Raw genomic sequence first — 26,006 nt, 5'->3', positions numbered from 1 at the left:
AGAGCTGATCTATTGAATATCTTTATAATTTTGTATATTATGTTCTAAGTTGATAAGTTAATAATCATGAGTTTTGTCATAGCAACTTTTTACCATTTTGTAAAACTCTCTAATTATTATGACATGAAAGATGAAATAAAAGCTGCATGTGACAACTTTGAGCTAAAGGGCACCATACTACTTGCAGAAGAAGGCATTAATGCAACTATATCTGGTGAAAGAAATGCAATTAATAAAATATTTAATTTTCTATGCTCTGATTATAGGCTGAAAGATCTTACATGGAAAGAAAGTGCAGCAAAATATCAACCATTTAGTAAGATGAAGGTGAGGTTAAAAAGAGAAATTGTGAATCTTGGTGTAAGCAATCTTGATACTTCTCTTAGGGGCAAATATATTGACCCAGATCATTGGGATGATTTTATCTCTCAACCTGACGTTCTAGTGATAGATACACGAAATGAATACGAAGTGAAGTTAGGCAAGTTTAAAAATGCAATCAACCCATATATTCAATATTTTCGCGAGTTTCCTCAGTGGGCAAAGTCTTTCTCTAAGAATAAAAACTTGAAAGTGGCCATGTATTGCACGGGTGGGATTAGATGCGAAAAATCTACAGCGTATATGAAAAGTCTCGGGTTTAACGATGTGTACCATCTTAAAGGTGGCATTCTTTCTTACCTTGAAAGAACTCACAACAAAAATGGTAACTGGGAAGGTGAGTGTTTTGTTTTTGATGATAGAATTGCCATTAACAGCTCACTTGCCCCAAGCAATAAAATAAAATGCATATTTTGCTCAAATCAAGTTTCAGCGGACGAGCTGAAATCAGTCTCACGTGGCCAAGTGGTTTGTTCTGATTGTAACCCTTCATAATATAAGAAAAGTTCCTGTGTTAGAATTGAATGAAGTCTCAGTAAATTTAAATCATGCATGCCTTTACTTCTTACTTTTAATCAATTCCAGAGCTCTCCTCAGATCTACACTTTCAATATCTGCATTTTTGCCTAAAGCAACATTTGTTTTACCGCATTTTATATAGAATCCATACCTACCATTGCAGATGAAAACTTCTTTTCCCTTTTCATTAAAACCAAGGGACTTTAGCTCCTTGCGTGGGCTGTTTGCAATAATTTGCACAGCTTCATCTAATTGTATCTCCAATACCTCTTTGAAACTTTTTTTAAGAGAAAAGTATTTACTATCATAAAAAATATAGTATCCAAACCGTCCAAGGCCTATTTTTACCTCTTTTCCGGTTTCAGGGTGTTCCCCAATTACTTTTGGTAAGGAGAGCAGCCTGGTAGCGGTACTAAGATCAATATCATTAACATTTATATCTTTTGGTATGGAAACCGTTTTTTTCTTTTCTGACTCACTATTAAACTCCAGGTAAAGGCCAAAAGGACCTTTTTTGATTACCACCTCCTGTTCCGTTACACCATCTATACCCAAGCTTTTTGGATATTCTGAGTTGTCATTACTGCCAGTAATTTCTTTTGTATGGGTACATGTAGGATAGTTAGAACATCCAAGAAATACCCCAGCTTTTCCAAAGTTTAATTTTAATATACCATCGGGGCAATCTGGACATTTCTTATTTACTTCTTTTTTTCCTTCTTCTGAACAAAACCAATCAACTACTAAATCACGAATGCCGTTAAAAATTTCATCATGCGTCATTTGCTTGACAGAGTTTACATGATTAAAAAATGGCACCCAAAAATAACCTAGTTCCTTTTTCCAATCTGCACGCCCGTTTGAGATTAAATCGAGCTTTTCTTCCATTTGTGCTGTGAAATCATACTCTACACAACGCTGAAAAAAAGTTTCTAAAAATATGGTAACAATCTTGCCGCGGCTGCTTGGAATAAATCTTTTATTATCCAACGTAACGTACTCACGATCCTGTAACACTGAAATAATTGCTGCATAAGTCGATGGACGTCCTATACCAATTTCTTCCATTTTCTTGACGATACTTGCTTCACTATAACGTGATGGAGGTTGAGTAAAATGTTGTTCTGGGTCAACAGAAATTAGCTTGCATTCCTCACCTTCTTTCATAGTAGGTATCATGCTCTCGTCCTCACCATCCACGTTATTTTTATAAACCTTATAGAAACCATCAAAGAATATGATCGATCCACTTGCTCGCAGAATTACTTTCTGATCAGTAGAACTAATTTCAACTACCACTTGATCAAGGATTGCCGATTCCATCTGACTTGCAATGGTTCTTTTCCAAATCAAACCATACAATTTAAATTGTTCTGGCGTTAAGTAATCCTTAATGCTGTCTGGCGTTCTATCTATATCAGTTGGACGAATTGCTTCATGCGCTTCCTGAGCATTTTTAACCTTTTTTACATACTGACGAGAAGACTTCGGTAAATATTTATTACCATACAATGACTTAATTGACCTTCTGATTGAGTTTACAGCTTCATCTGCAATATAAAACCCATCTGTACGCATGTAGGTTATCAACCCTACAGTTTCGCCACCAATATCAATACCTTCATACAAATCTTGCGCTATGCGCATAACATTTTTCACATTAAAATACAGCTTATTTACTGCATCTTGCTGAAGACTTGAAGTAATGAATGGAGGCAGTGGATTTCTCTTAACTTGCTTGCGTTCTACTGTGCTTACAGCATATTGCCTTGATTCAATTTGCTTAACTAAGCCTTTTGCTTCTTCTTCGTTCTTAATATCAAATTTTTCTAGCTTTTTATTATCATAGTGGCTGAGCATAGCAAAAAACGTCTCGCCTTTGCTATCTTTTATTTCTGCCCTTATGCTCCAATACTCTTGTGATACAAATTTACTAATTTCATCTTCTCGTTCGCATATAAGCTTTAATGCAACAGACTGCACTCGCCCTGCAGATTTGCTTCCAGACAATTTTGTCCACAGCAGTGGTGACAAGCTAAATCCAACTAGATAATCCAAAGCTCTCCGTGCTTGCTGCGCGCGCACTAAGTCCATATTTATTTCACGTGGATTCTTTACTGCCTCTTGCACCGCCCTTTTTGTTATCTCATTAAAGACCACTCTATAAATGTTGCTTTTATCATTGATTGCTTTCCTCTCCTTCAGTGCCTCTATTACATTCCAGGCTATTGCTTCCCCTTCTCTATCTGGGTCTGTTGCAAGATATATATCTGATGTTTGACTTGCCTCCTTTACTAGCTCTTTTACATATTTCTCTGCCTTCTCAATAATTTCATACTTTATAGCAAAATCATTATCCGGATCAACAGAACCGTTCTTCACTGGAAGATCTCTCACATGTCCAAAAGATGCAGCAACTTTAAACTCTTTACTTAAATATTTACTTATCGTCCTTGCCTTCGCAGGTGACTCAACTATCAATAATGCCATATTATTATATTAGTACTTAAAGATAATATGTTGAGAAATATACGATGAAAAGTAAAAAAATGTTTTAATGAGTCCTTTTGATTCTATGAAGTGGGTTGTGGAATGTTTCCAGAAACCTCCTGGATCTTGCTATTTCTAAGCGACTTTGAGGGCCCATTACAATGATATGGGATTGTAGTAGCAACAAGATAATAAACCCCGATTGCTATTTCTACTGCTAACATTTCTAGGTAAACTGCAATAGCTACCCCTAAAAGCAATTCCGGTTATTGCTAGCATAGAAGCAGCCGCAATAGGCAGCTTGCTCCCATTTTCACTTTGCAGATTTGGCTGCTGATTATTGTTTTGAGTGTTACTCACTTGACTTGAAACCGGTATTTTAGGTTGACCTAACTGCTCCTGCTTATTTTTAGGTATTTTTTCTTCTTTCACGTCACTTGGCTATACATCACCATTTTGGATATTATTTGCTTGATCTGAAACTGGTATTTCACGCTGCTCCTATTTACCTTCAGGTATTTTCCTCTTCTTGTTTTACCCCTAAAACTTCTAATGAATTCTTAAGTACATCTGATTTTTCCTAGCAGAATAAGCAACACCTTTCTTCATACTTTCACATCTACCAATAGAGCTATTGGAGATTTGCCATTACTGTCCTTAGCATTAATTTTTGTCCCACCTTTTATTAATGCCTCTAACTTGGGATAAAAACGTTCATTTATCTCTTTAGGTTCAAAACTTAATCTATTCCCTCAACACTGTCACAATATTCCAAAATAACTTGATGCAGCAAAGTTTATCCTAGAGAATCAGGAGTATTTATTCTACTCCATTTTAATTAAAGATTCTATAGTAGAAATATCACAACATCCTTTAACTAACAAGTTTTTGCCATTGCTATCCTCTTCCATTAAGCTAACATTTATTTTATTTTCTATGTGCGGATAAATATTATGTTTTATAATTTTGTGTGATATAGGAGTACCGTTTTCATCCTTTAATTCCACAATTCCTTTCTCAACAAAAATACTTATCATTGAATAGCATGCTTTTTCTGTTTCTACGCAACCGCGATAAAAGGAGAATCACTCCATGAACTATTTTTCTATGATTATCTACAAGCTGGTTAACACATATATCAAGCAGCGTTATACGTTCACTATTTGGAATAGTGTAACATACACCTTTATCTACTAGTGAGTAAAAAGGGGAAATAGCATCCTCAAGGGATATAATTATACTCTCTTTTACATAGTCTTCTCTAGATTGTTCTGAGTTTACTCGGGACTGAAACTGATTAAGAAATTTAATCACACCCTTATAGAAAGGACCTGTATTACAACTGGCGTTACTATCTTGCATTTCTTCTTAACATTAGTGTCACTACTGTTTTTGAAAGAAGATGTTTTGGAAGAAGGTCGATAAAAAAATTAAAAGCACCAAAGTTAAACGACGTTTGCTTAAAAACAAAACCACCAGAACCAGGGTTATTAAAATATTTAAAAAAATAATGAAAATCGTATTTCTGTCACTATTTTGCATATTAATATCGTTTACATCACACTTTCTAACAGCAAGCCCGCAGTTTCATAAGAATTTAATTTGATAGCAAGGCGTAAAGTGTCAATAAGAGATACTTTCGTTCCTTTGCTGATCAAACAATCAATAATTTGCACATGATTTTTCTTAATCACATAATCAATTGAAGTAATGCTAATATACATAATCATATTTAACGTTAATATCGATGCTAAATTCTTCTACTACCATACATACAGATCCTAGATTATTCTCAAGAATTGGTTGATACAAGAAATCGTATGGCTGTTTCCTTATATAACCTGAAAATAAATCACCAGGTGTTACTATATTTTTCTTTTATAATTATTTTATCATATCTTTTTTTTCTTTAGATTAGATAACACCTTATATGCCCCTTGAACTTCTAGGAACAACATTACAGACTTTGCATCTCTTCCAACTCAAGCTTAGATAAAGCAGCACCATTAATCGCTTTTTTAACAATTCTTGATATCTTTCTTTTTTTAGGTAGAAGTTTATCAGGATGACATTTCAATCCTAATCTTTTATAAGCTTTGTTTATTTCTTCTGGAGCAACATATTCTAGTATTTCATAGTAGTTTCTAGCCATATGTACCCCAACTCAAAAATAACAATAATATATTAATATTATATGGCAAAAAGCCAAGCGATCTCATCCAGAGATGTAGACATGTTGGAATTCTATATACTATAGCTAGTGCAGCTCCTACGTAATACCGCTACCGTTAACAGGCAGAGATTGTTAGTAAATCTTTAGTTATAAATATTAAGATATTTACTAAGTAAAGAAAAAAGGCAAAAGAAACCCCGTGACAGCTAGTTATTCACTATCATTTAATCAGTTGGCGTTTTTTTTGTTTTTAAGCACCTGATAGGCGCGAATTACAGCATTAGTTGGTAATGAGATGTATATAGCGCAAAAAATTAAACATGAGACAATAGATACATTAAGTCTTTTTGCCGTTTAATCCGTACAGAGAAAATAAATAATTAGCTTCAGTGCTATAGTAACAAGGTGGCAGAGAGTTTGTCAAGTAGTTTTCAGTCCTGACTCCCTGTTTTCAAATCATAATATTTGTTCAAGTGCTTGCTGTTTTTAACCTTTTATAGTACATTTGCATATTGAAACTATAAAATTCAATTTATATATTTGCGTGCTATAATTTCAGTTTCAGAAAGGTTTTTCAAGCTTCATTCTATTTTAAGTATTATAGGACCAAGACAGTATGGTAAAATAACTATCACTAAAATATTGTTTAAGCACCTGCCATACATATCTTTAGAAAATATCGATATCAGTTTTTAGGCGCAAAATGATCCTAGGGCGTTTTTAGCTAATTATAGCAGGGTGCTGTTTTGGCAAAGTAAAGCATGTTCCTGAGCTATTATCGTACCTTCAGAAATAGTTGACAAGTTTCCTGTAAAAGGTCGATATGTATTAACAGGTCCTCAAAAACTTGTTTCTAGTCATCACGTTTCCCGATCTTTTCCCAGGGCGCATAGACATAACAACACTATTACCTTTTGAGCTTATCTGAGCTTGGTATGCCAATAAACATTAACTCAGCTATTTTTAAGGGGGCATCTTAGGTTACATAGTTTTAACATGTATCCATTAGATTTTTATCCCAGTTACACCCAAATTTACATTGAGCAAAATGTTCGACAACTTAAAAATATTGAAAATATTGGTAGACTCCAAACTTTCCTCAAATTGTGTGCAGGCGAGTAGGTCAGATTCTTAATCTATCATCCCTTGCCCAAGACTGTGGTATTTCTCATACAACCTTATGACAGTGGCTGAATGTCTTGGAAGCTAATTAATATTTTTTCTTCAGCCATTCCATCAAAGTTTCAGCAATCGCCTAATCAAGATGTCAAAATTATACTTTTATGACACCAGCCTTATCTGTACACTCCTCAACTTTGAAAAGGAGAGTCAATTAGAAACACACTATCTTAAAGAGCTCTGTTTGAAAACTTGACTGTTTTGGAGATTTTTAAGAGGCGTCTCAATCAGGGGTTGCCTGCTAATCTATACTTTTGGCGTAACTGAACTGGACATAAGGTAGATTTATTAGCAGATTGGGATAGTAACATTTATGCTATTAAAACTAAGGCTAGGTTCATGTTTTAGAGCAATTTTATTAAAAATGCACAATATTTCCGCAAACTTTCCCAAATAGCTAAGGGGTATTTAATCTTATATAGGTCAGCAGAATGGCTCACATGCGAAAGTTAAACTTGTGCCAATAAATGAAATAGATCGGATATTCCGGAAGATCTTTAAATCATTGCAATAAAACTAAGCGTATACGTTTAAATGGGAAAAACAGGCTAACAATGCTTGCTTAAAGCATACTATACGTGGCACGCGGACGGAATGGGATTCGAACCCATGGTACGCTCATCACGTACGTCAGTTTTCAAGACTGGTGCCTTAAACCGCTCGGCCATCCGTCCACTTCTTTTTTATCACAATATTCGACTTCAAGCAATCCATAAAAGTTTCACTTGCCTACACAGAAGTTATTGAATATATCATCCAATACTTCTTCAACATTAATAATCCCGGTTACTACACCAAGTTCAGATGCGGCAAGCCTTAAGTCTTCAGATACCAACTCAATTGGATTGTTCATATTAAAACGTCGTAAATGTTCTATAGCTTTCTGCATGCAATTCCTATGCCTTTGCCGGGTAATTACAGGAACATCTCTATCATAGACAAATTTTTCCTCTACTTTTTCTTTAATCACAGAGACTAGTTTCTCTGTGCCTATTCCTTTTAAAATAGAAACAGGTAAAAAATCTATGTCGCTAATTTTTATATCGTGATCATTGATAACATCGTCAGCTTTGCTCAACACGTAAATAGTGTTACTACTTATAACATTGCAATTGATGTTATAACGCTGCTCAAAAGGAAATAGCTCTATTCTCAAATCAGCTTCACAAGACCTCTTTTTTGCTCGACTTATACCTTCTGATTCCACCGGATCTGAACTCTCACGAATTCCAGCAGTATCAGAAAGAATGATTGGGTATCCGCCAATGTCAATATGAGCTTCAAGTATGTCCCTTGTTGTGCCTACATATTCAGAAACAATAGCAATATCGCGCCTGGCCAAGAAATTAAATAGTGTTGATTTACCAACATTTGGCTCACCAGTTATTACAATATGCAAACCCTCACGCAATCTTTCGCCCCGCCTATTATCATTCAAATGCTCTTGTATTGACTGCACAAGAGTTTGCACTTCATCATTGATTTTTTCCAGTTCGTTTTTTTCTGTTGCAACATCCTCTGGAAAGTCTATATATGCTTCAATTTTGGACTGCACTGCTATTAATCTCTGCCTCCAACTACTGTATAGCTTTTCCAATTCTCCTGACATCTGCTTAATTGCTTGTTTAGCTTGCATCTTTGTTTCAGCATCGATTAAATCTGCAATCCCTTCTATCTGCGTTAAGTCAAACTTGCCATTCAGAAAAGCCCTAAGTAAGAATTCCCCAGGCTTAGCCATGACAAAGATTCTTGACAATTCCTCCAAAACGATCTTTATGACTGCTTTTCCTCCGTGCACTTGTAATTCTATAACATCTTCGCCAGTGAAGCTGTTTGGAGCAGGAAAATAAATTGCTATTCCATTATCAATCAACTGATCGGAACTATCATACAGATCAACCAAAGTAGCAAACCTTGGTTTCATATCTTTATTAACATGAAAGTGATTTAAAGCTTTAAGTGCATGATTACCTGAAATCCTAATTACTGCAACTCCTGACTTACCAAATACGGTTGATAAGGCAAAAATAGTTTCATCCGTGTTCATCATATATAAACTAGTTTATCTCTCAACAATGTTACACCTAAGGGACCAAAATACCTAATCTGAAAATGTTAAAAATTTTTATTTACTTTGTTAATTTATAGTAAAATAATAATACTATATTAGGAAATCAAATATATCTATTCCACAAAAATCTTTAAAGGTCACCTATTGGCTAGCATTAACTTAATATTTATTATAGAATTGATTATGAACTAAATAGCCTTGCTTATGCATAAAATACTAATTTTATTATTGATAATATTGCCAATCAAGTTGCTTGCAGTCGAGATTGAAATTATTGCAGATGTAAATGGCGAGCCAATCTCAAATCTAGATATTGAAAAACGCATTAATTTGACACATTCATTGTTTGGCACCCAGAGTATTGATAAAAATGAACTAAAGCTTCAAATTTTAAAGCAGCTAATAGACGAAATTATCATTATCAACGAAGCACAAAGATTAAACATAAAATTAAGTGATGAAGAGTTAAGCAATGCTGTCGTGTTATTCCTAACTCAAAGCTTTAAACTTAAGGACAATGAAGTTGATCAATACGCAAAAGAGCACAATATAGGCCTTAACATTTTAAAGAGGCAAATAGAATGTCAGCTTTTGTGGGACAAAATTATTGAAGTAAGAATTGTGCCATTTATTAACATAAGCGACAAGGAAGTAAACAACGCAAAAGGACAAATAGAAAAGCCGGATTATCTTATCACATTCCAAGAGTTTATAATTCCCAATCAGAAAGATGCAGATGTTTACGGTATAGCTGAAGATTTAGTAGAAAAATTACGCAATAATAATAACGACTTCATTCCAGAAGCTCCAATAAAGATGCGTAAAGTAACTGTTAATTTAAACCAACTAAAAGGCAACCTCAAGAGCATTTTAGAAGGATTAAAAACCGGCGACATAGCAGGTCCAGTCAGTTCCAGTGAAGATTACTCTATCGTAAAAGTAATAGATAAAGTACAACTTGATCATGCAATGCTGGAAAGCACTCTAAAATTAAAACAGATTGTGGTTAAAGACTCAGAAAGTCTATTAGACAATCTCAAGGAACAAAAAGTTAACTGCTTAAACTTTGATGAATTGGCAGATAACTTTAATTTGCCAAACGCAAAAGAATTTGAAATAAAGATGCGGGATTTAAACCCTGATTTACAGGCTTTATTTAGCAAAACAAGTGTAAATGAAATAATAGAATCCAGAGAAAATAGTACTGCAAGGTTAATGATGTTGTGTGATATCAAGAATAATGTGGTAGACGCAGAAGCAACTAAACAGCAAATATATCAACAAAAGATTATGACACAAAGCAACTTGCTATTGGATAACTTGCGCAAAAATGCAGCTGTCAGTTATCAATACAGTTAAGACATAACTAAAGTAACTTATGATATCTGTTAGCGACACAGTGTAGGATTGTACTAGCTATACCGACAAAACATCCTCTTATCACCTGCGATATTTCATCTGCTGATACTTAAATCAATACATCTATACACAGCTTTTTTTCTCAGTCGCAAAGCAGTAGTCTCCAACTACAAGAATCGAGTTACAGAAGGATGGTACACACCTTAGGAATGCTGATTACTTCCTTCATCACGCCAGGCCCTTGACCTAATAGAAACATGATTTCTTTATTACTCATAATAAATAACTTTCCATTTTCTATTACTGGACTAACATAATACGCATTTCTTAGTTTATTATTTAGTTCATCATTCACCACTAAGTAGTATCCCAAATTACCTGACTACTAGTAAATACGATTTTCATAATCTCATTTTTTGTATTTATCATAAAAAATTCGTTACTATTAATATCCTTATATGACATGTAGGATAACCGCTCCGGTGTAGCCCCACATAATCCCATCACTGATATTTCTTGCTTGCATGACCTGTAAACACAAAAGATTTCCTAATTCTACGTCAACTGGAACAACAGTAGAGTTACTTGTTATTATTAATATGTTAAGCTTTACTACTGGAGCAGTTGTAACATCTGTAAGTTGAGTGTCTAAAATATTAGTAGAAGGTAACTTATAAAACCACAACTTTTCCTATCTTTGTCAAAAAAGCTACTAACTCTCCAATTTGAAAATAGAACTATTAGCTTATCGTGTATAACCACAGGAAATACATAATCTGACCTTGTCATTTGGTTACTATCATTATGACAGGGCTTATGATAGGACCAGATTGTACTATCATTCTCATATCCAGCATGTACAAACAGTCATCTAAAGTTGAAATTGCCAGTTTATCATTAAAAATTGTAGGGTTTCCTTTCACCAAAGACTTTAACTCTTTTTTCCACATAACCATAGTTTCATTTATTGCATATAGTACATTATCTATTGCTAAGTAAATTTTACGACAATAGCCTCTGCAAGCAGCACCCACCCTACCAATTGTTTTATAACTATCAGATAAATCCAGTTTTTTATCCTCCCATCCTGGGTAATATAATACACCATCACTACCAGTAACTAGATCACAGCTTTCGTGTAATGGGATTAGTTCTATAATAACCTTGAGAAGACTCTTTACTTGGGTTATTCTACAGGTAACACCTATATTTATCTTTTATTTGTAAGCCAGGCTATATCTCATCTTTTGCAATAACACAATTTGTGCTCAATAAGAAAATATTAAAAAAATAGCTAATCTCATAAAACTTTTTCAGAAAGGTTATTTATATGCATGTAAAAGATTACTATTACAATATAGCTTACCTTTTCTTGTCCACCTGACTGAATGGGTACCCACCACAAAATTTAATGAGAGTCCCATTTTACAGTGTTTAAATCTATCCCTTCTTGTACCATTTCCCAAAGTGGGCTCATTTCTCTTAGCCGCCCTACATTTTTAGCAATAAGATCTGCCGCATATAAAATTTCGTCTTTAGTCGTAAACCGGCCAAGGCCAAATCTAATTGATGAATGCTCAAGGTCATAGCCACTGTTTAGTGATCGTATAACATAGGAAGGCTCAAGAGATGCAGATGTGCATGCAGAACCAGAACTTACTGCCAAATCCTTGATTGCCATGATGAGAGACTCACCTTCAACATAGGGAAAACTTAAGTTTAGATTGCCTGGAATTCTATTATTATAATCACCATTTAAAACAACATCAGGAAACGCTTCTTTTATCTTATTGTACAAAATATCCCTCAATTCTTCTAATTTGCTTGCCTCCTTTTTCATTTCTTCTTTAGCAATACGTGCTGCTTCACCAAAACCAACTGCAAGAGGAGTTGGAACTGTTCCAGAACGCATACCCCTTTCCTGTCCCCCACCACTAATCAATGGTGTTAGCCTAACACGAGGACTTTTTCTACGAACATATAACGCACCTATTCCCATAGGTCCATAAACTTTGTGACTAGTAAGACTCATGAGATCAATGTTCATTCCATTTACATCTACTGGAACTTTTCCAAAACTTTGAGCAGCATCTGTGTGAAAAAATACGTTATGTCTCCTGCATATTGCACCAATTTCTTTTACAGGTTGAATTACTCCGATTTCATTATTTACCATCATCACTGAAACCAGAATTGTTCTATCAGTTATTGCCTCCTCAAGCTTAGATAAATCTATAATTCCATTTCGCTTAACAGGCAAATATGTAACCTTAAAGCCTTCATTTTCCAGATGCCGACAAGAATCCAGAACGCACTTATGCTCCGTGCAAACAGTTATTATATGATCTCCTTTATTTTTATAAAAGTGAGCAACGCCCTTGATCGCCATGTTATTTGACTCGGTCGCACCTGAGGTAAAAATAATTTCCTTGCTATCTGCATTTACTAGATCGGCAATGTGCCTCCTTGCCTTCTCCACTACTTCCTCAGCAGCCCAGCCAAACGAATGGCTACGAGAGTGCGCATTACTGAACTCACTAAAATAAGGTATCATCATCTCTAGAACACGAGGATCTACTTTAGTAGTAGATTGATAATCAAGAAATATCGGTAATTTTACTTTAGTAATATGTGCTTTCTCATTTTCCATATTCATAATCAGTATAAAAGTTTTGAGCATAGAAGTTACAGTTTTTCGTAGCACTAAAACTTAATTTTTTCAAGATATAATTGTCTCAAGTACAAAATCCAGTGCACGAACGTCGTTACCAGAGGGATGATGAGGAAGGAACACCTGGTTCCTAGTCTACAAGTTGTGCATTTGGCTTCATAATAAAACTAAACAATAGTACACTAAATACAAGATCTTCTTGTCATTTTTATCCGCACAGATTGGAAAGTTATAAAATAATCCCACTATTATAATAAGTGGGCTGTAAAGTTTGTCAAGTAGTTTTTTAGTTCTGCTTTCCCTGTTTTTAAATTACGATGTTTATAAAATTGTAGGCCAAGGCCATAATTCTAAAAATCTTTATTTAATTTACCTGGTCAGCTGTTGGTTTATCGAATTTAGCTAGCTGCATACAGTTGTTGGCAGTTAAAAAGCAGGTTTTCAGCTCGAAATTATGCCTAAAAAAATAACTTGATCGTGTACGCCAAATTTATTATTAACTTTATTAGGGGAAAGTTATTATGCCAGGTAATGGAAATAAGCTAAGCATATGGAGAGGGAAAAACACCGTACATATAATGAAAACAGGTATTGAATACATGATTGCACTTGCATCTTTAGCAGTAGCAATAACAACAGTATTAATTGCGACTAATGTAATTGTTGTACCAAGCCTTTGGTGCTTATTAGCATAATTGTCAATCTTGTTGGAGTTGCAGTTCTATCTGTCATTGCCACATATTTTTTCATATCAGCAAATGCATAAAAATGAAGAAATAAGTGAAGCCAAGACATCTAGGAATGCTGAGGAAGTTAAAGAAATAGTGAAAACGCAGCTAGAAGGGCTGAAGCAACTAAAAAAGCAGTTGAAACAAAAACTAGGGGTTTAGGTTACTAACACTCAACTAACAAATGTACCAGGCACAAAAGCTGACACGACTTACGTTGATGAGAAGATTGAGACTATACAAACAAAACTAGATAGCCTGAGTGTTGATAATAAGCTCTAGTCTCCTATAGTTTTAGTTGGAAGTCAATAATCCACTAACTAGAGGTAGATTTTTTACCTCTTTCTTTTATTCAAGAATATAAAAACTACTGTAATTTGTCCCAAACTTCAACTATATCCTCATCAAAGTCTATTATCTCGGCTTTCTTGAATTGGTAGCAGTTGTTAATGGATTGAATTTCTAAATTTCCTATAAAAGGAATGGCGTCATTGCCTAGAATTTTACCACTACGGCAGATTATCAATCTGTCGATTAAATCATGCTTTAATAACTCTGTGGTTAATACTCTTCCACCTTCGACTAGTAACCTTGTTATGCCAATCTCTGAAACAAGTTTTAATGCCATGTCTTTTAGGCAAACTTTATCTGTACTATATTCCCCTTGATTCGATGTCATTCCAGTATGTGAAGCTGGAATAGGTTTATCATTTGAGTTGACTATTAGATAGTTAATATTTTTTATTTTTTTCTCTATTTTTTTATTTATTATTACCCAAGTTGTTACTTTATCTGCAGTCTTTACAACATTATGCTTTTCCTTCAATTTTTCCTGGCTGTCTATAATTAGTCTTATTGGTGATCTGCTTTCAAGTCCTGGTAATCTGCAAGTTAAGAGTGGATCATCATTAATGAGAGTATTACTGCCAATCATAATTGCATCATATTTTGCTCTGAGCTCGTGTACCCAATTTCTTGTGCTTCCACTTGTTATCCATTTGCTATCACCTTTAAATGTTGCGATTTTTCCATCAAGAGTTGTTGCGATTTTGCAAGCTATAAATGGTCTATGTAATTTCCTGGTAGTGAAAAAGCCGATATTCAGTTTTTCTGCTTCCTCTTGCATAATCCCTTGTTCCACTGTAATTCCTGCTTCTTCTAAAGCTTTAATACCGCCACCTGAAACTCTTTTATCAGGGTCAATTGCTGCAACTACTACCTTTTTTATTCCTGATCTTATTATTTCTATAATGCAGGGTTCTGTAACCCCATAATGGCAGCATGGCTCAAGAGTGACATACATAGTTGCACCATGGGTTGAACCTTTAGCGCTTTGCAAAGCGGCTACTTCTGCATGTGGGCGCCCACCGATTCCTGTATGGCCCTCACCAACTACTACTCCATCTTTTACAATGATACACCCGACAGCAGGGTTTGGCGCAACATTCCCTAGAGTTTTTTCTGCAAGACTTAATGCAATTGACATGAAATGGTTGTCAATCATTAGAAAGAAGTCATTTCGTATGAGGTATCAAAAATTCTTCTGTGCTCGTGTATAGCAAATCTATCTGTCATACCCGAGATATAGTCGCATATTACTACCGAACGCTGGAATTTATGAGCGAGCTTGTTCCACTCTATGGGCAATAACCTTGGATTTTCATAAAAACATTGAAAAAGTTCTTCTACTATACGTTTTGCTTTGTTCATTGTTCTGTTAAGTTTGTAACTTCTATATATTTTTTCCATGTTGAATTTCTTCACTTCTTTCGTGGCATTTGCAACTTCTGGTGAAAATGTGACTAGCATTTTATTTAGACTTCTTACGTCTTCTACACTTTTTATTTTGTAATCTTCAATATTTTTTTCCGTCTGAGAAACAACATCACTTATCATCATTCCTATGGTCCTACTCAATGATTCATGTATAAGTTTGTTCTGAGGTAATTCTGAATATCTACTTTCTACGTCTTTAAACGTTTTTCCAATTAAAGGAATATTAAGCAAATCTTCAATAGTTACTAAATTCGCTCTCAATTCATCATCAAGGTCATGAACACTGTAAGCAATATCATCAGCAATTGAGGCAACTTGTGCTTCAATGCTTGAAAATTCTTCAAGTTTTAGATTATATTTTTCATTATATTCTAGTAATAGTTGATTATTTGTGTAAGATACTGCATTTCGACCAAGCAAGGGACCATTATGCTTTGCAACTCCTTCAACCACTTCCCAACTTAAATTCATGCCATCAAAATCAGCATGTTTTTGTTCAAGATAAGTTAGAATCCTTATAGCCTGAACATTATGGTCAAATTCATATTTCTCGTTATCAAGATTCAGATCTTGAACTGCTCTCTTTAGAGCGTTTTCGCCTGTATGGCCAAATGGAGGGTGACCGAGATCGTGTGCGAGCGCTATGCATTCAGTAATATCCTCATCTAAGCCAAGCCTACGTGCGATAGATCTTGCAATTTGTGCAACTTCAAGGCTATGGGTAAGCCGAGTGCGATAGTAGTCGTGCTCATAATTAATGAAAACTTGTGTTTTGTATTCCAATTTTCTAAATGCATTAGAATGAATAATGCGATCTCTATCACGCTGAAAACAGCTGCGGTTTTCATCTTCTTGCTCTTTAAAGTATCTTCCCCTTGTTTTGTTTGGAAAGCACGCGTAACTTAATAGAAAATTATTGTTTGACATGTAAAATTTTTACTATAATAAGTTATCAATAATAAAAGGTGGTGACTATGTCAACAGATTACAATATTAACTTAACTGACAGTGCATTAAAGAAAATCCACTCTCTTGTAGAGCAGGAAGAAGATAAGAGTTCTATTTTGCGAGTTGCAGTTTCAGGTGGTGGATGTTCTGGCTTCAAGTACAATTTTCTTATGGATCAAATAGATAAAAACCTATCTTTGAGTGACGATGATGATGATGATGAATTTGATGACGAAGATGATGATGATGATGAAAGTGAGGACTATAGAAGCCGCTCTAGCTTTAGTAGAAAAAGCAAAGATATAGTAATTAATGATAAAGATGGAAATCCTGTATTAATGGTTGATAATTGTTCGGTAAAATTTTTAAATAACTCAATTATAGATTATACTGAAAACTTAAGTGGTTCTGGTTTTCAAGTAAAGAATGCTCTTGCTAAGTCTCAGTGTGGATGTGGTAATAGCTTCTCAGTTTAATTATTACCAGAGTTTGAGTGCCTCTTGAGTTTTTTTAACATGGGTGGTAATATAGCACTCGAGCTAACTTCTATAAGTAAGAGCTTCAAAAGAAATTCTGCTATTATAAAAGGTATCAATCTAAGTGTTGCAAAAGGACAAGTAGTTGCATTAATTGGCAGTTCAGGGTCAGGAAAAACAACTATATTGCAAATTGCAGGCTTATTAGATAAGCCAACTTCAGGAATAGTTACAATAGATGGAGTAAATTGCACACAAGCCAGTAATAAGCACAAAACCCACATGAGAAGGAGTTTTCTTAGCTTTGTTTATCAATTTCACTATTTGTTACAAGAGTTATCGGTGTTGGAGAATGTTATTCTTCCTCAACTAATTGCAAGAAAAGGCAAAGCTGAAGCAATAAACAATGCACAAGCAGTGTTAGAGAAATTTGGGCTGGAAAACAAAGCAAGCAGTATGATATCTGAGATTTCTGGCGGAGAAAGGCAAAGAGTTGCAATTGCAAGAAGCATCGTGAATTCTCCAAGACTTTTACTTGCGGATGAACCTACAGGAAATTTGGATCCAACAAATTCTTTGAATGTGTTTTTACTATTGTATTCGTACGTAAAGGAAAATAATAGCTCTATGCTTATAGTAACACATAGCCATCTTCTTGCAGAAAAGGCAGACTATATTCTACAATTAAAAGATGGATCGTTAGTGAAATTATAAATAGGTAGAATCTATTTAGCTACTAACTTGTGCTTACCCAGCCAGTGATCATTGACAGAGTATAATTTGCACGAAGTGCTTTCATTGCCTTTTATACATGGGCTTTTTAACTTGCGTGGCTTAGGACAACCCCCTTGTAGGGCAAAAGTAACTAAAACACATAACAATAATTTCTTAAACATAATCAAACCTTTCTCCGATTAAGCGTACTCTTTTATTCTTATCTCTTTTTTAACCATTTGAGAAGAGATAGCTGCACTATTCAAGCGCAATTTTACATAATTGTCTATAATTTGAGTCACCTCCTCTTCTTTATCTCTTAAGAAGTGGTTAGTGTCGCCTATAATGTGGTACTCCATGTGATCGCTTTTTACTGAGTTTATCAGCCTGTTTGCTAATTCTGTTACATCACTTTCTTCTGAAATTGTGTCATTACTGCTTTGTATGATAAGCCCAGGAACCGGACAGGGGGAGAGAAAAGAGAAATCATACTTTGTTGCTGGAAGGGAAAGAGCAATAAAGCCTACTATCTCAGGTCTGCGCATTGTCAATTGCATAGCTACCCATGCTCCAAAGGAAAAACCAACGATCCAAATTGGAACATTACTAGGGTTGTGTTCTTGAAGCCAATCAATGGCTATTGCGGCGTCAGTTAACTCCCCTATACCCTTATCGAAAGTTCCAGTGGATTTTCCAACACCACGGAAGTTAATTTTCAATGCAGAAAAATTGTTATCTATAAAAGATGTGTATATACTATGTATCATTTTACTATCCATACTGCCACCATATTGAGGGTGATGATGTAAAATTAACACAACTGGTGCGTTGGTCTCTTTGCTCTGGTGGTACTCACCTTCTATTTTTTTTGTTGCATTATTTAAAAAAACTTCTACCACGGCAGCTCCTAATGAAAACCTGTTAACAGATATATAAATTGTGCATATATTAATTATGTATTAATTTTACTGTTTTTGCAACAAGCTTTTTACCGTGTTAAAGCTAATATATAGTTAATAGTAGGCTAATTAAGTGGCAAATGAACATTTGAATCTATTTTCTTTAGAAAATAGTGATTATATATACGCTGACTATAATGCAACTTTTCCAGTTAGTGACAGTGTAAAAGAGAGTATACTTGAAGTCCTATCAAAACAGGTTTTAAATCCTTCATCGTTACATAGAAAGGGACAAGAAGCAAGAAGGATTCTTCAGGATGCAAGGGATAACATTCGTAGTGCTATTGGCGTTCCAAGTAATAAAGAAATAGTTTTTACGTCTGGTGCAACTGAAGCAAATAGTCTTGTTATGAAAGGGATAGCAGGCTTTCAACATGTGATTTCAGCTGTAGAACATCCCTCAATTCTTAATTCTGCGTGCAATCCACATATAATACCCGTCAATCAGGGGGGTATTGTCGATCTTTTGGCGCTAGAAAGAATTTTAAGTGAACTTAAAGGAAATAGAGTAATAGTTTCGGTTATGATGGCCAATAACGAGACTGGAGTTGTTCAGCCTGTTAAAGAAATAGCTGAAATAGCACATAAATTCGAGACAATCTATCATACTGATGCTGCTCAAAGTGTTGGAAAAATTAAGGTTAATATGGAAGATTTAGGAATGGACTTACTAACTTTATCTGCCCACAAATTTGGCGGTATAGCGGGCAGCGGAGTTTTAATATTTAATAAAGACCTCGTAATAGAACCTATCATAGTAGGTGGTGGACAAGAAAAAGGATTGCGTGGTGGCACAGAAAATATTGTTGCAATTGCAGGTCTTTCTGCTGCATTGCAAAGTATCTCAAATCTCCTATCAAAAATGGATGAAATAAAGGAGCTACGTGATCAATTGGAGTATGAGTTATTGAATCTTGCCAGTGGCATCAAAATCTTTGGCAAAAACTCTAAAAGACTACCAAATACGAGCCTTATTTACATGCCAGGAGTGAAAAGTGATGTGCAGCTCATGAATTTTGACTTAAATAACATTGCTGTTAGCAATGGCTCTGCCTGTTCTTCTGGAAAAGTTGAGCCTTCCCATGTTTTGCTTGCAATGGGGGCAACAAGAGAACAAGCAGAGTGTTCAATTAGAGTTAGTATAGGTCCGCAAACCAAGCCACGAGACATAAGAAAAATAGTGGATTGTTGGTATAATATTTACGAAAAGAATATCTTGGATATGCGCAAGTAGTTGACTGGCATAAAAACTACTTGATAGCCTCGTCAGCCCCATAGCACTAGAAGGTACTCAGTTATCTTCAATCTGTGCAGATTGAATGACGAAGTATCACGTAGTTGGCACTTTATGTTTAATTTTTTGCACTATATGCATCTTATGTCTTCACACAACATCCCTAGGTTTTTACCTATATAAGTTGAAACTCACTTATAAAGTGTTTAAGACTCAAAAAACGTCAATACAGAAAATAGATAGTGACTAGGGTTCTTTTTACCTTTTTTTATTTAGTAAATTTCTTAAATATTTTGTGGCTACCGTCATCCCGCTGCTTGCTAGCGGAATTCAGAGATACCACAAATGAATCGCGGTACAATGAACTGCACCCAGCACGTGATGCTGGAGTCCAGACTTTCCGCAATCCAGTCAAGAACGTTATTTTAACATAAAATTAGCTTATATCTTAAAAAAAGTATCTAATGCTTTAAGCGTGAACATTAGATGGAGATATAGTTAAAACTTGGAATAATTTAATGAATTTTATATGCTGAGGTGGAAGGAAAGAGGTAGAGATGCCTCCACCTCCCATTCCATTTAGCTTATGCGCCTGTTCTTGCTCGAAACTTGCTTTCAAATATTCTCATAACTTCAGGATTTTGTAAGAGAGTAGGTAACACTTCTTTAACTTTTTCTTGAAGATCACTTGAATTCAGTTTTGCATTCAATTCAGCGTCAACGTAATCCTTGTCAGCTTTTGCATCTAGTGTAGCTGCATCAGCCTTTTTACCCAGCTCAGTTTTAGTAGCTAAATCTTTAGTTTTTTCTTCAATTACTTTTTGAGCTGCTATTTCAGCCTGACTTGCTATATTAGCCTTATTTACAGCCTGAGTAACTTGATCTGCTATATTAGCACCAGCTACAGCATTGTTTACAGCCTGGGTAACTTGGTCCACTATTTTTGCATCAGCTATAGCTTGTTTAACTGCTCCCTCAGCTTCTTCACTCTTATACATTTGCTGATATGAAGAATAAGCCTGTACAGCAAAATATATAGCTGCAATGAATAGAGCTGCAATTCCAACAGGACTAGCAACAGACATTAAAAATGCAGGTCCAACAATCACACTATTAGCAATTAATATTGTTGTTATTGCTGCCGCTAAAGATGCAAGTGCAACTGTACCTTCAATACTCATTTTTGTTATAAGTGCTATGTCTTCCTTTTTCCATATGTTTAGTTCTGCAGTCATAATAACTCCCTCCTAATTAAAATTAACAAAAATTTAATTATATATTAAAACACATACTAGTCAAGCTTTATTTATAATAATTTAATATAATTATATCTCTAGCTACTTCCTACATCGTCAATTGTTCAATTGTATATAATTGATATATGACATACGGTTGGCTGAATCTTGACAAACCAACAGGAATTAGTTCTGCACAAGCTATAGCCCAGGTTAAAAAGACTTTTGGAATTAAAAAAGCTGGTCATTTAGGAACACTTAACCCTTTAGCTTCGGGTGTGTTGCCAATTACTCTTGGTAAAGCAACAAAGACTATACCATATTTATCCTACAATTCAAAGGTACACAATTTCACAATAAAATAGGGAAAGCAAAGAACCACAGATGATTTAAAAGGTAATATCATCAAAGCTAGCAACATAAAACCTAAATATAATCAAATAAATAGTACAATCAAGAATTCTGTTAGTGAGATAACACAGAGTCCTTCTTAATTTTCAGCAATAAAAATCAACGGAACAAGGACACATAGATTAGCAGAGGAGCGGGCAAAAAGTAAATATAAAACTCCGCTAAGTGCAAATATATGAACTAAAATTGATTTCTGCTGACACTAAACAATAGTGCTAATTTTTTATGATATGTGGTAGTGGCGTATATGTGAGGTCAATTGCTTGGGATCTTGGAATTGCATTAAATTGCTTTGGACACATTACAAAACTAAGAAGAACTATGGTATATCATTTTAGAGGAGTCGAATCAGTGACAATTGAACAACTTATTGAAAAATTTGCTTTTTAGCATCATTCCAGCGCGTGACGCTGAAATACAGAAAAAAAAGAAGAATGGATTATATTGTCAACCACTGGGATGACAGAAGGTAATGGAGTGATAGTGAGTAATACAAAAAGTTTCGTCATCCCTATTGAATCAGCTTTAAAAGCAATGTTTAAAATTGAAATTTCCGCAAGAAGAGGCAAAGAAAATCAGAAAAGGTCAGAAAATCATATTAAACAACTTGCGTAATTTAAAAAATTATGATATTTATTATACAATAGTGGGTAATGTACCCATTGTAATCCGCAGCTTTATTTATGGTTGTGTAAAGCCTATTCGTGTTTTTAATATTTTGAAATGAGGTTTAGATGTCAATAACATCCGAAAAGAAAAAGAATTTAATAAACACTTACGCAATTAAAGAAGACGATACAGGTTCATCTTTTGTACAATGCGCAATTTTAACCGAGAGGATCAGTAACTTAACTGAGCACTTTAAGGTGCACAAGCATGACCATCATTCTAAGCGTGGTTTACTTATATTAATAGGTAGAAGACGCAAGCACTTAAATTACATAAAGCGTAAATTTGGTGACGAGGCCTACCAGCAATTAATAGAGAAGTTAGGCATCAGAAAATAATCGAGGAATTTTGTATGTTTGAAATTATAAAGAAATCTATAGAATGGGGTGGTCGTACCTTATCTTTAGAAACAGGAAAAATAGCACGTCAAGCTGATGGCTCAGTTGTTGTAAATTATGGTGACACTTCTATTTTAGTAACTGTTGTACGTAAAAAGAAGGAAGAAATCGTTGATTTCTTGCCTTTAAATGTGCAATTTATCGCAAAAAGCTATGCTATGGGTAGGATTCCTGGTGGCTTTTTCAAAAGAGAAGGCAAGCCATCTGATAGAGAAACCTTGATTTCAAGAGTAATAGATAGAAGTATAAGACCACTATTTTTAGAAGGTTTCCATGATGAAATCAGTATAGTGTGCAATTTATTAACTTATGATACAGTTAACCCTCCTGAAGTGCCAGCATTGATTGGTGCTGTTGCAGCTCTCGCAATCTCCGGTGTTCCTTTTCACTTTATTATAGCTGGAGTTTTAGTTGGATGTGATGGAAATAATAACTATATACTCAACCCTTCTGTTCAAGAGATGAAAGTCAGCAGTTTAGATCTGTTTTTATCTGGTGATGAGCGTTCAATTTTGATGGTTGAATCAGAGGCGAAAGAGCTCCCTGAAGAAAATATTTTGAACGCAATAAAATTTGGCCATGAACACCTTCAACCTGTTATTAAGCTCATAAAAGAGTTTGCTGACACAATTGGCAATAAATTCGATAGTTTCGCTCCTATCGACATATCAGACATAATGCAAGATCTTGAAAAGCACAGTAAAGATTTTGAAGAAGCATATTCACAAACAGTAAAACAAGAGCGAGCTCAAACTTTAGAAACGATCAGAAATAATATATTGAATCCTCTCAAGGAAGCTGGAAAAGATGAGAAATTAATTACACAAGCGGTAAAAAACTTTGAAAGGTCTTTACTGCGTAAAATAATTAGAGAGAAAGGTACAAGGATAGATGGTCGTAAGTATGATGAAATACGTCAAATAGAAGTTGAAGTTGATATTCTATCTAGAACTCATGGGTCTGCACTATTTACGAGAGGTAGTACTCAGGCATTGGTTGTTACTGCTCTTGGTACTACACAAGATGAGCAAATTGTAGATGACATTGAAGGGGATAGACGTGAACATTTTATGTTACATTATAATTTTCCTTCATTTGCCGTTGGAGATGCTTCTGCCATACGCGCACCAGGAAGAAGAGAAATTGGTCATGGTAAACTTGCTTGGAAAGCAATTCATCCTGTTTTACCTGATAAATCTGAATTTCCTTATACAATAAGAGTAGTATCTGAAATCATGGAATCAGACGGCTCTTCTTCTATGGCAACAGTTTGTGGAACTTCCCTCGCGTTAATGGATACAGGCGTACCAATAAAGTCTCCTGTCGCTGGAATTGCTATGGGCCTCATTAAAGATAAAAACGATTATGTAATACTTTCCGACATATTAGGTGATGAAGATTATCTTGGTGACATGGATTTTAAAGTAGCAGGAACCAGTGAAGGAATCACGGCACTACAAATGGACATGAAAATTTCCGGTATAAGTTTCGAAATTGTTGAAAAATCTTTAGAACAAGCAAAAGCTGGAAGATTACATATCTTAGAAAAAATGAATTCAGTGATTTCAGAACATAGTGATGACGTGAAGGGTCACGCGCCAAGAATGGTATCATTTTACATAGATAAAGATAAAATTTCTGCAGCTATTGGTGCTAAAGGGAAAAATATACGCAGTGTATGTGAAAGAAGTAATGCAAAAATTGAAATAGGAGATGATGGTAAAGTTTCTGTATTTGCCATGAGTAGTGCTGAAGCTGAAATTGCAAAAAATATGATGATCGACTCAATCACAGAATTAGAGCAAGGTGCTATAGTTGATGTTAAGGTTGTAAAAATAGATAAGTCTATTGTAGAACTTGAGCTTTTCAATGGAAGAAAAGGAAAAATGCACATAAGTGAAGTAGCCAATCAGCACATAGAATCTATTGAGAGCATACTTAAACAGGGTGACACTTTTAAAGCATTGGTGATTGATTTTGAAAAAGGTGGGTGCCCAAAACTGTCAAGACGCCGCGTTGATCAAGAAACAGGTGATTTTTTTGAAGGCGAGCTTTATAACGAAGAAAAGAAAGATAGTTCAAACGACAGGGATTATTATAATAGTCCATTTAATAGAAAATCTGGGCACCGCAAGAGGCCTGTTCATTCTCGTTCTAGCTTCAGTAATAGGAATAATAGACCAAAATTTGGTAATGATGACTCATCATCAAGTTTTTATTAAGAGTAGACTTTTTGCACTGTTTCCTATTGTTCCAGTACACTGGCATTGGATTTAGGATTAAAGTGTTTGTGAACTATGCAATAGCAAAATAATGTTCATAGGCTGGATTCCAGTGTCATGCGTTGGAATGATATCTTCACACTAAATACCTTACATTGACTCCACCGCAATTTCAAATTCTCAATAAATTCAATTTTTTTTAACAAATAGGAGGAAAACATAAGTCTTAATATTTTTCAAAGAAGAAAAACACATAGTAGAAATTTAAGTCAAGAGCAGTATCAACACCTGAAAGAACAGATAAACTATCATTATTCAGGTTCCATAAACGCTGGAAGATCAATATTGCTCGAAGGAGGCTTGAAAAATAGAAGGAGATGAGTCTGACACCTAGGGATATGGATTTATTGAATCCAAACACAGCTCAGCTTGCGATGTTGCTTTGGCTTTTGGTGTTCCACCATAGCTGCTTAGTATACCAGATGATAACACTTACAGCAATTTGATTGAAGCCGCCTATTCTTCTGGGAATAGACAGTTTTACCGACACAAGAGAATATTGTCTATCACCTAAATTCTTGGCTAATACTGAAATTTTGCGAGGATTTACGCTTATCATACGACAAAGATGTAATAGAGATCTCATAGAAAAAAGACAAAAGTTGTGGAAACACGTAGAAAACGCAAGCTTCATGATGCTCAACGAAAAAAGGGAAGCATTTGGCTTATCACCACTGCCGGGTGGTGATAGATTAAGGGCTTTACACCACTCTTAAAGGAAGTCAACTGTTATGGGAACAACGTATTGGACAGCAATCTTGACAATCTAAACGCTAAACAACACCAAGCAGTTACCCAGAGACTTTTAACCAAAGCAACGCAGATAGGCCTCAGTAGACCTATGTGCAAAGTGTACTAACTTTAGTTAGTCATTTTCATTTTGAAAACATATTAAGGATTTTATCTATTATTCCACCTACATTTGCTTCAGATTGGGTATACTCTATCTTACCACCATTTGAAATTAGTTTTATGCCTGACCCAGGCGATATATTAACAAACTTACTACCAACAACTCCACTGCTAGTGATTAGAGCCGAGCTATCAATTGGCAATTTTATGTCTTTACTTATGCACATATCAAGCCGCGCCACATAGGTAGCCTTATCAAGTGATATACCAGTTATACTTCCAATATTTACACCAGAAATCTTGACACTGTCACCAACTTCTATACCGTTGGCGTTAGAAAAAAAGCCGTATATTTTATAGCAACCCTTATAGCTTTTTTTTATGTCAGACAGCTTATTTATAGCAAAGAAAGCCAGAAAAATAGTAAAGACCAATACAAATAATCCGGCAGTTATTTCAAGTATGTTTGACCTTTGCATCT

Annotated in this window: 27 protein-coding genes, 1 tRNA gene and 1 pseudogene; 14 read left to right on the top strand and 15 right to left on the bottom strand. The window is 35.0% G+C overall.

The window, feature by feature from the left end; all coding sequences use genetic code 11:
- Positions 1 to 66: 66 nt before the first annotated feature.
- Positions 67 to 876 carry a rhodanese-related sulfurtransferase gene (locus WBM_RS00230; protein ID WP_011256240.1) on the top strand — a complete coding sequence of 270 codons (810 nt, stop codon included), beginning with the start codon at positions 67 to 69 and terminating at the stop codon, positions 874 to 876.
- Between the two features lie 63 nt (positions 877 to 939).
- On the opposite strand, the gene topA is transcribed toward WBM_RS00230, so the two are convergent.
- The 5 genes from topA to WBM_RS00205 form a co-directional block, all read right to left on the bottom strand.
- The gene (gene topA / locus WBM_RS00225) at positions 940 to 3,390 is read right to left on the bottom strand and encodes a type I DNA topoisomerase (protein ID WP_011256239.1); all 2,451 of its coding nucleotides are present in this window, start codon (positions 3,388 to 3,390) and stop codon (positions 940 to 942) included.
- Between the two features lie 156 nt (positions 3,391 to 3,546).
- Complete coding sequence (locus tag WBM_RS00220; RefSeq protein WP_011256238.1) at positions 3,547 to 3,822, bottom strand: hypothetical protein; 276 nt, start codon at positions 3,820 to 3,822, stop codon at positions 3,547 to 3,549.
- Between the two features lie 392 nt (positions 3,823 to 4,214).
- Positions 4,215 to 4,427, bottom strand: a complete 213-nt coding sequence (locus WBM_RS00215) for a hypothetical protein (protein ID WP_011256237.1) — start codon at positions 4,425 to 4,427, stop codon at positions 4,215 to 4,217.
- Positions 4,428 to 4,943: 516 nt separating this feature from the next.
- A complete protein-coding gene (locus tag WBM_RS05660; protein WP_158676316.1) occupies positions 4,944 to 5,114 on the bottom strand; it encodes a hypothetical protein in 171 nt (56 codons plus the stop codon).
- A 233-nt stretch (positions 5,115 to 5,347) separates the two neighbouring features.
- The gene (locus tag WBM_RS00205) at positions 5,348 to 5,542 is read right to left on the bottom strand and encodes a hypothetical protein (protein ID WP_011256235.1); all 195 of its coding nucleotides are present in this window, start codon (positions 5,540 to 5,542) and stop codon (positions 5,348 to 5,350) included.
- A gap of 1,285 nt (positions 5,543 to 6,827) precedes the next feature.
- On the opposite strand from WBM_RS00205, the gene WBM_RS06025 reads away from it, so the two are divergent.
- A complete protein-coding gene (locus tag WBM_RS06025) occupies positions 6,828 to 6,938 on the top strand; it encodes a DUF4143 domain-containing protein (protein ID WP_233417512.1) in 111 nt (36 codons plus the stop codon).
- Between the two features lie 390 nt (positions 6,939 to 7,328).
- Here the strand turns inward: WBM_RS06025 and WBM_RS00200 are convergent.
- Both WBM_RS00200 and mnmE read right to left on the bottom strand, forming a co-directional pair.
- A tRNA-Ser gene (locus tag WBM_RS00200) sits at positions 7,329 to 7,416 on the bottom strand.
- Positions 7,417 to 7,463: 47 nt separating this feature from the next.
- The gene (mnmE, locus tag WBM_RS00195; protein WP_011256234.1) at positions 7,464 to 8,792 is read right to left on the bottom strand and encodes a tRNA uridine-5-carboxymethylaminomethyl(34) synthesis GTPase MnmE; all 1,329 of its coding nucleotides are present in this window, start codon (positions 8,790 to 8,792) and stop codon (positions 7,464 to 7,466) included.
- Positions 8,793 to 9,017: 225 nt separating this feature from the next.
- On the opposite strand from mnmE, the gene WBM_RS00190 reads away from it, so the two are divergent.
- Positions 9,018 to 10,172, top strand: a complete 1,155-nt coding sequence (locus tag WBM_RS00190) for a SurA N-terminal domain-containing protein (RefSeq protein ID WP_011256233.1) — start codon at positions 9,018 to 9,020, stop codon at positions 10,170 to 10,172.
- Between the two features lie 181 nt (positions 10,173 to 10,353).
- On the opposite strand, the gene WBM_RS05655 is transcribed toward WBM_RS00190, so the two are convergent.
- The 3 genes from WBM_RS05655 to WBM_RS00175 all read right to left on the bottom strand — a co-directional run bounded on the left by WBM_RS05655 (position 10,354) and on the right by WBM_RS00175 (position 12,822).
- On the bottom strand, positions 10,354 to 10,545 hold the full coding sequence (locus tag WBM_RS05655) for a hypothetical protein (RefSeq protein WP_136132025.1): 192 nt from the start codon (positions 10,543 to 10,545) through the stop codon (positions 10,354 to 10,356).
- 412 nt (positions 10,546 to 10,957) lie between these two features.
- Positions 10,958 to 11,206, bottom strand: coding sequence for a hypothetical protein (locus WBM_RS00180; protein ID WP_011256231.1), 249 nt, complete (start codon positions 11,204 to 11,206; stop codon positions 10,958 to 10,960).
- A 374-nt stretch (positions 11,207 to 11,580) separates the two neighbouring features.
- Positions 11,581 to 12,822 (bottom strand): IscS subfamily cysteine desulfurase, encoded by a 1,242-nt coding sequence (locus tag WBM_RS00175; protein ID WP_041571528.1) that lies wholly within the window; start codon positions 12,820 to 12,822, stop codon positions 11,581 to 11,583.
- A 542-nt stretch (positions 12,823 to 13,364) separates the two neighbouring features.
- Here WBM_RS00175 and WBM_RS05650 point away from each other — a divergent pair.
- Together WBM_RS05650 and WBM_RS06690 are read left to right on the top strand one after the other, a co-directional pair.
- Positions 13,365 to 13,538 (top strand): hypothetical protein, encoded by a 174-nt coding sequence (locus WBM_RS05650; protein ID WP_158676315.1) that lies wholly within the window; start codon positions 13,365 to 13,367, stop codon positions 13,536 to 13,538.
- Positions 13,539 to 13,601: 63 nt separating this feature from the next.
- The gene (locus WBM_RS06690; protein ID WP_255324090.1) at positions 13,602 to 13,733 is read left to right on the top strand and encodes a hypothetical protein; all 132 of its coding nucleotides are present in this window, start codon (positions 13,602 to 13,604) and stop codon (positions 13,731 to 13,733) included.
- 205 nt (positions 13,734 to 13,938) lie between these two features.
- Here WBM_RS06690 and ribD read toward each other — a convergent pair whose 3' ends face one another.
- Both ribD and WBM_RS00160 read right to left on the bottom strand, forming a co-directional pair.
- On the bottom strand, positions 13,939 to 15,075 hold the full coding sequence (gene ribD, locus WBM_RS00165; RefSeq protein WP_011256228.1) for a bifunctional diaminohydroxyphosphoribosylaminopyrimidine deaminase/5-amino-6-(5-phosphoribosylamino)uracil reductase RibD: 1,137 nt from the start codon (positions 15,073 to 15,075) through the stop codon (positions 13,939 to 13,941).
- Entirely contained in the window at positions 15,075 to 16,274 is a 1,200-nt protein-coding gene (locus WBM_RS00160) for a deoxyguanosinetriphosphate triphosphohydrolase (RefSeq protein WP_011256227.1), read from the bottom strand. The genes ribD and WBM_RS00160 overlap by 1 nt, the downstream gene beginning before the upstream one ends.
- Before the next feature lie 47 nt (positions 16,275 to 16,321).
- On the opposite strand from WBM_RS00160, the gene WBM_RS00155 reads away from it, so the two are divergent.
- A complete protein-coding gene (locus WBM_RS00155) occupies positions 16,322 to 16,771 on the top strand; it encodes a HesB/IscA family protein (RefSeq protein ID WP_011256226.1) in 450 nt (149 codons plus the stop codon).
- A gap of 39 nt (positions 16,772 to 16,810) precedes the next feature.
- On the top strand, positions 16,811 to 17,485 hold the full coding sequence (locus WBM_RS00150) for an ABC transporter ATP-binding protein (RefSeq protein WP_011256225.1): 675 nt from the start codon (positions 16,811 to 16,813) through the stop codon (positions 17,483 to 17,485).
- Positions 17,486 to 17,685: 200 nt separating this feature from the next.
- Here the strand turns inward: WBM_RS00150 and WBM_RS00140 are convergent, their stop codons facing one another.
- Complete coding sequence (locus WBM_RS00140; protein WP_011256224.1) at positions 17,686 to 18,384, bottom strand: alpha/beta hydrolase; 699 nt, start codon at positions 18,382 to 18,384, stop codon at positions 17,686 to 17,688.
- Positions 18,385 to 18,517: 133 nt separating this feature from the next.
- Between WBM_RS00140 and WBM_RS00135 the strand changes: the two genes are divergently transcribed.
- The gene (locus tag WBM_RS00135) at positions 18,518 to 19,678 is read left to right on the top strand and encodes a cysteine desulfurase family protein (protein ID WP_011256223.1); all 1,161 of its coding nucleotides are present in this window, start codon (positions 18,518 to 18,520) and stop codon (positions 19,676 to 19,678) included.
- A gap of 584 nt (positions 19,679 to 20,262) precedes the next feature.
- On the opposite strand, the gene WBM_RS05225 is transcribed toward WBM_RS00135, so the two are convergent.
- Positions 20,263 to 20,913 (bottom strand): hypothetical protein, encoded by a 651-nt coding sequence (locus tag WBM_RS05225; RefSeq protein WP_083750406.1) that lies wholly within the window; start codon positions 20,911 to 20,913, stop codon positions 20,263 to 20,265.
- A gap of 146 nt (positions 20,914 to 21,059) precedes the next feature.
- Between WBM_RS05225 and WBM_RS06020 the strand changes: the two genes are divergently transcribed.
- From WBM_RS06020 to WBM_RS05220, 6 genes and pseudogenes are all read left to right on the top strand, one after another.
- On the top strand, positions 21,060 to 21,278 hold the full coding sequence (locus WBM_RS06020) for a hypothetical protein (protein ID WP_225416129.1): 219 nt from the start codon (positions 21,060 to 21,062) through the stop codon (positions 21,276 to 21,278).
- A 271-nt stretch (positions 21,279 to 21,549) separates the two neighbouring features.
- Positions 21,550 to 21,714 (top strand): hypothetical protein, encoded by a 165-nt coding sequence (locus WBM_RS06795; protein WP_225416128.1) that lies wholly within the window; start codon positions 21,550 to 21,552, stop codon positions 21,712 to 21,714.
- A 69-nt stretch (positions 21,715 to 21,783) separates the two neighbouring features.
- Complete coding sequence (locus tag WBM_RS06015; RefSeq protein WP_225416127.1) at positions 21,784 to 21,939, top strand: hypothetical protein; 156 nt, start codon at positions 21,784 to 21,786, stop codon at positions 21,937 to 21,939.
- 119 nt (positions 21,940 to 22,058) lie between these two features.
- Positions 22,059 to 22,331 (top strand): 30S ribosomal protein S15, encoded by a 273-nt coding sequence (rpsO, locus tag WBM_RS00115; protein WP_011256222.1) that lies wholly within the window; start codon positions 22,059 to 22,061, stop codon positions 22,329 to 22,331.
- Positions 22,332 to 22,345: 14 nt separating this feature from the next.
- Positions 22,346 to 24,613, top strand: a complete 2,268-nt coding sequence (pnp, locus tag WBM_RS00110) for a polyribonucleotide nucleotidyltransferase (protein ID WP_011256221.1) — start codon at positions 22,346 to 22,348, stop codon at positions 24,611 to 24,613.
- Positions 24,614 to 24,874: 261 nt separating this feature from the next.
- Positions 24,875 to 25,389, top strand: a pseudogene (locus WBM_RS05220) (phage portal protein); the annotation flags it as partial.
- A 159-nt stretch (positions 25,390 to 25,548) separates the two neighbouring features.
- Here WBM_RS05220 and mlaD read toward each other — a convergent pair.
- Positions 25,549 to 26,004: an outer membrane lipid asymmetry maintenance protein MlaD gene (gene mlaD, locus WBM_RS00105; RefSeq protein ID WP_011256220.1), complete on the bottom strand. Its 456-nt coding sequence runs from the start codon at positions 26,002 to 26,004 to the stop codon at positions 25,549 to 25,551.
- Positions 26,005 to 26,006 lie beyond the last annotated feature (2 nt).

This window comes from Wolbachia endosymbiont strain TRS of Brugia malayi (assembly GCF_000008385.1).
Lineage (GTDB): Bacteria > Pseudomonadota > Alphaproteobacteria > Rickettsiales > Anaplasmataceae > Wolbachia.
This window is presented reverse-complemented; position numbering and strand designations above follow the sequence as displayed.

Bases quoted from the DNA above. Each gene is read 5' to 3' on its own strand.
- WBM_RS00230 (WP_011256240.1), top strand. From the start codon at position 67: ATGAGTTTTGTCATAGCAACTTTTTACCATTTTGTAAAACTCTCTAAT.
- topA (WP_011256239.1), bottom strand. From the start codon at position 3,390: ATGGCATTATTGATAGTTGAGTCACCTGCGAAGGCAAGGACGATAAGT.
- WBM_RS00215 (WP_011256237.1), bottom strand. From the start codon at position 4,427: ATGATAAGTATTTTTGTTGAGAAAGGAATTGTGGAATTAAAGGATGAA.
- WBM_RS05660 (WP_158676316.1), bottom strand. From the start codon at position 5,114: ATGTATATTAGCATTACTTCAATTGATTATGTGATTAAGAAAAATCAT.
- WBM_RS00205 (WP_011256235.1), bottom strand. From the start codon at position 5,542: ATGGCTAGAAACTACTATGAAATACTAGAATATGTTGCTCCAGAAGAA.
- WBM_RS06025 (WP_233417512.1), top strand. From the start codon at position 6,828: ATGTCAAAATTATACTTTTATGACACCAGCCTTATCTGTACACTCCTC.
- mnmE (WP_011256234.1), bottom strand. From the start codon at position 8,792: ATGATGAACACGGATGAAACTATTTTTGCCTTATCAACCGTATTTGGT.
- WBM_RS00190 (WP_011256233.1), top strand. From the start codon at position 9,018: ATGCATAAAATACTAATTTTATTATTGATAATATTGCCAATCAAGTTG.
- WBM_RS00175 (WP_041571528.1), bottom strand. From the start codon at position 12,822: ATGGAAAATGAGAAAGCACATATTACTAAAGTAAAATTACCGATATTT.
- WBM_RS05650 (WP_158676315.1), top strand. From the start codon at position 13,365: ATGCCAGGTAATGGAAATAAGCTAAGCATATGGAGAGGGAAAAACACC.
- WBM_RS06690 (WP_255324090.1), top strand. From the start codon at position 13,602: ATGCATAAAAATGAAGAAATAAGTGAAGCCAAGACATCTAGGAATGCT.
- ribD (WP_011256228.1), bottom strand. From the start codon at position 15,075: ATGATTGACAACCATTTCATGTCAATTGCATTAAGTCTTGCAGAAAAA.
- WBM_RS00160 (WP_011256227.1), bottom strand. From the start codon at position 16,274: ATGTCAAACAATAATTTTCTATTAAGTTACGCGTGCTTTCCAAACAAA.
- WBM_RS00155 (WP_011256226.1), top strand. From the start codon at position 16,322: ATGTCAACAGATTACAATATTAACTTAACTGACAGTGCATTAAAGAAA.
- WBM_RS00150 (WP_011256225.1), top strand. From the start codon at position 16,811: ATGGGTGGTAATATAGCACTCGAGCTAACTTCTATAAGTAAGAGCTTC.
- WBM_RS05225 (WP_083750406.1), bottom strand. From the start codon at position 20,913: ATGACTGCAGAACTAAACATATGGAAAAAGGAAGACATAGCACTTATA.
- WBM_RS06020 (WP_225416129.1), top strand. From the start codon at position 21,060: ATGACATACGGTTGGCTGAATCTTGACAAACCAACAGGAATTAGTTCT.
- WBM_RS06795 (WP_225416128.1), top strand. From the start codon at position 21,550: ATGATATGTGGTAGTGGCGTATATGTGAGGTCAATTGCTTGGGATCTT.
- WBM_RS06015 (WP_225416127.1), top strand. From the start codon at position 21,784: ATGACAGAAGGTAATGGAGTGATAGTGAGTAATACAAAAAGTTTCGTC.
- rpsO (WP_011256222.1), top strand. From the start codon at position 22,059: ATGTCAATAACATCCGAAAAGAAAAAGAATTTAATAAACACTTACGCA.
- pnp (WP_011256221.1), top strand. From the start codon at position 22,346: ATGTTTGAAATTATAAAGAAATCTATAGAATGGGGTGGTCGTACCTTA.
- mlaD (WP_011256220.1), bottom strand. From the start codon at position 26,004: ATGCAAAGGTCAAACATACTTGAAATAACTGCCGGATTATTTGTATTG.